A 1,278-nucleotide genomic window follows, 5' to 3' on the forward strand; every position below is an offset into this window, starting at 1 on the left:
GGGGCATCATCCGAGTCCTTCGTGTTGACCACGACCTCGTAGCTGAAACCGAAGTCTATGCTCTCCCCCAGATAGTTTGAGGTGTCCACCTCAGCCACGTGCTCGCAGTGCGAGGGCAGCCTCCATAGCACCAGCACATCCAAGTAGTAGGTGGCATCACCCTGCACGAGAACCCTGTCGAAGCTGTTGTAAGTGGAGTCCGTGGCCCTGACCTCTGTTAAGAGGCTACCGTCAGTGGAGTAGAGCCTGAATATTATCGTGTTGTTCTCGAGCAGTATGAGCTTCCAGAAGTACCAGCTGTTCTCAGGAGGATTGTAATTCACTGAGCTGAGGGAAGTAAAGTCCCCTCCGGTCCTCCTGACCACCCTGATCCGATTAGAATTATGGTCCACTATGAAGCCGTAGCCGTTGTAGCTTGCATCCACCAGGGAGACAGCTACTTTAGCGTTCCTTCCTACCGGGGCCGGCCTGAACGCGTATCCCTGGAGCAGGTAGCCCCTGCCTATCGTCCTGCCCAGCAGCTTGTATCCCCCGTCCGGATCATTTCTGATGTATTTCTCAAGGCTGTAGCTCCCATTGTAGAACTCCGCGTTTGACTGCCTCACGCCACCACGGTCGTAAGAGTTCCAGCCGCTCCAGGTCTCGAAGTCATCGTGAAATATGATCTCCATGGGGCAGGCGTCGCTCAGCCAAGGATCCATTCCACCGAACTTAGCAATGCCCACATAGGAGCTACCGTTCCACTGTACCCCATATGTCTGATCCGCCCAGGTCTCATCGGATGAGTGCCCAGAGTTCAGAGTAGGAACAAGTGCCCTGGAGTTCACGACAAGGAAGTTCTTACCCTGAAGTGCCAGCCTATATCTGCCACTGGAATCGGTCCTGCTCCAAGTAACCAGGGTATCGCTGAGAGGATCAAATATGCCGTCTCCGTTGTCCCTGAAGGCGTAAACAGGGACATCGCTGAAGGGAGCATCCTCCGGACCGTGGGAGGCTAGGGGATACCTGTCCTCGAAGATAACGCCACTCACATATCCTAGGTAGAAGTAGGACTCGCCCACGTTGAAGAAGTCGGTGTAGTTGACCTCGTAGGGCCTGTTTGGGATGTGAACAAGTCCGTTGTATGAGGATGAGTATGTTGAGACCGAGGAGTCGTTCGCCAGCACAACCACGCGCCACCTTCCCATTGGAGAGCCGGGTGTCAGGGAGTAGGCATTGGCATTCGTGTAGATCCCATCGTTGGCCACCGCATCACCATTGGTGCCATCATCGTAGAGC

The 1,278-nt window shown here is 54.8% G+C and carries 1 protein-coding gene; it reads right to left on the reverse strand.

Annotated elements, in window-relative coordinates:
• Positions 1-1,278 (reverse strand): hypothetical protein (locus BA066_07980; protein ID RDD52755.1); only part of this gene is annotated, 1,278 nt, incomplete at both ends.

It is taken from the genome of Candidatus Korarchaeota archaeon NZ13-K (assembly GCA_003344655.1).
GTDB lineage: Archaea > Korarchaeota > Korarchaeia > Korarchaeales > Korarchaeaceae > Korarchaeum.